This window comes from Pseudomonas sp. GM48 (genome assembly GCF_000282335.1).
Lineage (GTDB): Bacteria > Pseudomonadota > Gammaproteobacteria > Pseudomonadales > Pseudomonadaceae > Aquipseudomonas.
In genome coordinates this window covers 1-1,704 of sequence record NZ_AKJM01000159.1, presented here as the reverse complement: position 1 = coordinate 1,704, position 1,704 = coordinate 1, and the positions used below count along the sequence as shown (strand labels likewise).

General features: G+C 60.8%; 1 protein-coding gene. It reads right to left on the bottom strand.

Going from position 1 to position 1,704, the window contains the following annotated elements:
- Positions 1–98 precede the first annotated feature (98 nt).
- Positions 99–1,640: an ArnT family glycosyltransferase gene (locus PMI28_RS02455; protein WP_007991999.1), complete on the bottom strand. Its 1,542-nt coding sequence runs from the start codon at positions 1,638–1,640 to the stop codon at positions 99–101.
- Between the last annotated feature and the right edge of the window lie 64 nt (positions 1,641–1,704).

Genomic DNA, 1,704 nt, shown 5'->3' with positions numbered 1-1,704 from the left:
CGACTGCTGCGCAGCCGGACGCCGCCTTCGGCAGCTGCTACAAGGAAGGCGTAGCGTCTGGGGTTCGCCTATTAGTTCAAGCGGCCCCTTTTTTGCCCTCAGGGATTAGCCGCCTGTACTGGCATGTGTGGGTCATTCCAGGTGAACCGATAGGCTTTGCCGGCCTCTTGCGGGAGGCATTTGCCGTTGTCGGCATCCGCGCCCACGATCGACCAGTTCGCCCGGGAGTTTTCACCCAGTTCACGGGCCGCTTCGGGTTTGAAGCACTGGTTCAATACGTCATCCGGCACCAAAGCGTAGGCCTTGGGGTGTTCGCGCAGATACAGCGCGGCCTTCTCGATGGTCGAGTAGTCCATACCGAAATGCACGATCGGCTGACGGGCGAACAACCAGTGCCCCTCCTCCCAGTTGACCAGCACCAGATCGGCTCCTTGGGTCATGGTCGCCGCCTGCGCCATAAGCACCTGATCAATATTGGTGCCTTCCTTGAGCGGTTCGATGAAACCACGGGCGAACCACAGCACAAACCAGGTCGCGACCAGTGCCGGGAACACCCGACGCAAACGCGGGTGCTTTTTGAACCAGCGCTTGAGCATCCACGGAATCAACGGCGCGGCGACCAGCACCAGCCCAGGCAGCGCCGGGTAGATGTACAACTTGCGCTTGCCGCTGCTGATGCAGAAAAACAGCACCACCAGCACCACCCAACCGAGCACTACCAACACTCGCCCGTCGCGTTTTTGCAACTGACGGCGCCAGGCCGGCACCAGCCATGGCAGCACCAGCACCAACGGTAGCCAGTACTGCGGAATCACGTTGGTGAAGAAGTACCAGAATGGTTCGCGGTGATGCCACGCCGCGGCATAACGGCCTGCGGTCTGGTGCAGGAGGATCTCCCGCGCATAGGCAATTTCATCTGCCGAACCATGGAATGCAATGGACAAGGCCAGGGGCAACAACCAGATCGCAATCGCCGCGAGCATCACGGCAAACCCCAGCAACCACTTGCGTGCCTCGCCGGGCATGGCCACCACACCAGGCCAGTCCTTGCGCACCGCATAGGCGTAAGGAATCAGCAACAACGCCGGCAGAAAACCCACGCCTTTGGTGATCACGCCAATGCCCATGGCCGCGCAGCCTGCGTAAAACCAGCGCCACGCCGGGCCGACCAGCAGGTGTCGCGCCAGACCGTACAGGCCCAGGGAGGTGAACAGAATCAACAGGCTGTCGATCTGACCGGTGCGCAAAATGCTGTAGGTCTGGTACGTCGCCAGGTACAGCAGCGCGGCGTTGCGACCGGTACGCTGGGTCCACAAGCGACGGCCCAGGTCATAGACCATCGCCGTGACCGTCACCGCCGAAAACAGCCCCGGTATATAGAGGGCGATGTTCGGCTTGCCGGTCAGCCAGGTGAAGAACGCCACCGCCCACATGAAAATCGGCGGCTTGTCGCCGTAGATCTCGGCGGCACGGTGCGGGATCAGCCACGAGCCATTTTGCAGCATCTCCAGTGCGACACCGAGGAAGCGCTCTTCGTCCACATTCTGTGCCTGGCGCAACCCCAGCCCCGCGCCGATCAACAACAGGGCAAGCAGCATCAGGCCCAGGCATTCGACCCGAGGCGATATCGATCTACGCATGGTTTATTCCTTTACGCTTCTGCTTTTGGCAATCAATTGCAGGTTGCGAAAATAGACGATGGAG

What these genes read in the sequence shown, in the direction of transcription:
- PMI28_RS02455 (WP_007991999.1), bottom strand. Translation starts at nt 1,640, where the DNA reads ATGCGTAGATCGATATCGCCTCGGGTCGAATGCCTGGGCCTGATGCTG.